This window comes from Chitinophaga vietnamensis (assembly GCF_902167635.1).
Taxonomy (GTDB): Bacteria; Bacteroidota; Bacteroidia; order Chitinophagales; family Chitinophagaceae; genus Chitinophaga; species Chitinophaga vietnamensis.
Genome location: NZ_CABHMS010000015.1, coordinates 1 through 1,290, shown reverse-complemented (window position 1 = coordinate 1,290; position 1,290 = coordinate 1). Strand labels below are relative to the sequence as shown.

At 47.9% G+C, this 1,290-nt stretch carries 1 protein-coding gene; it reads left to right on the top strand.

The genetic code is table 11. The annotated features are described in order from the left end of the window. On the top strand, window positions 1-1,290 hold a 1,290-nt coding region (locus FPG75_RS26110), incomplete at both ends, for a hypothetical protein (protein WP_161596925.1).

The following is a 1,290-nucleotide window of genomic DNA, read 5'->3' as shown; positions in this document are numbered from 1 at the left end:
ACGCTCCTACTGAATTTGGCGCGATTGGTACATGGACTTCAAACGTAACTACTGGCGTTACCATCACGGATATACACAATCCGAAAACAACGGTAACCGTTCCTGCTGGCAGCGATGTGAAATTCACCTGGACTATCACCAACCCGAAATGCGCCGCCAACGGAGCTGATACCGTACATATCATTAACTATGTAACACCAGCTAAACAAAGCGCAGGCAGCAAACAGGAAGTTTGTAATCAAACTACCTTCACCATGAATGCCAACGCTCCTACCGAGTTTGGCGCGATTGGTACATGGACTTCGGATGTGACCACTGGCGTTACTATCACGGATATACACAATCCGAAAACAACAGTAACCGTTCCGGCTGGCAGTGATGTGAAATTCACTTGGACCATCACCAACCCGAAATGCGCCGCCAACGGAGCTGATACGGTGCATATCATTAACTATGTAACACCAGCCAAACAAGGCGCAGGCAGCAAACAGGAAGTTTGTAACCAAACATCCTTCACCATGAATGCCAACGCTCCTACCGAGTTTGGTGCAATTGGTACATGGACTTCAAACGTAACTACCGGCGTTACCATCACGGATATACACAATCCTAAAACAACAGTAACCGTTCCTGCTGGCAGTGATGTGAAATTCACATGGACTATCACGAACCCGAAATGCGCCGCCAACGGAGCTGACACCGTACATATCATTAACTATGTAACACCAGCCAAACAAGGCGCAGGCAGCAAACAGGAAGTTTGTAACCAAACTACCTTCACCATGAACGCCAATGCTCCTACCGAGTTTGGTGCGATTGGTACATGGACCTCGGATGTGACTACTGGCGTTACCATCACAGATATACACAATCCGAAAACAACCGTAACCGTTCCTGCTGGCAGCGATGTGAAATTCACATGGACTATTAGCAACCCGAAATGTGCTGCCAATGGTGCAGATACGGTGCATATCATTAACTATGTAACACCGGCCAAACAAAGCGCGGGTAGCAAACAGGAAGTTTGTAACCAAACTACCTTCACCATGAATGCCGGCGCTCCTACCGAGTTTGGCGCGATTGGTACATGGACTTCAAACGTAACCACTGGCGTTACCATCACGGATATACACAATCCGAAAACAACAGTAACCGTTCCTGCTGGCAGCGATGTGAAATTCACCTGGACTATCACTAACCCGAAATGCGCCGCCAACGGAGCTGACACCGTACATATCATTAACTATGTAACACCAGCCAAACAAGGTGCAGGCAGCAAACAGGAAGTTT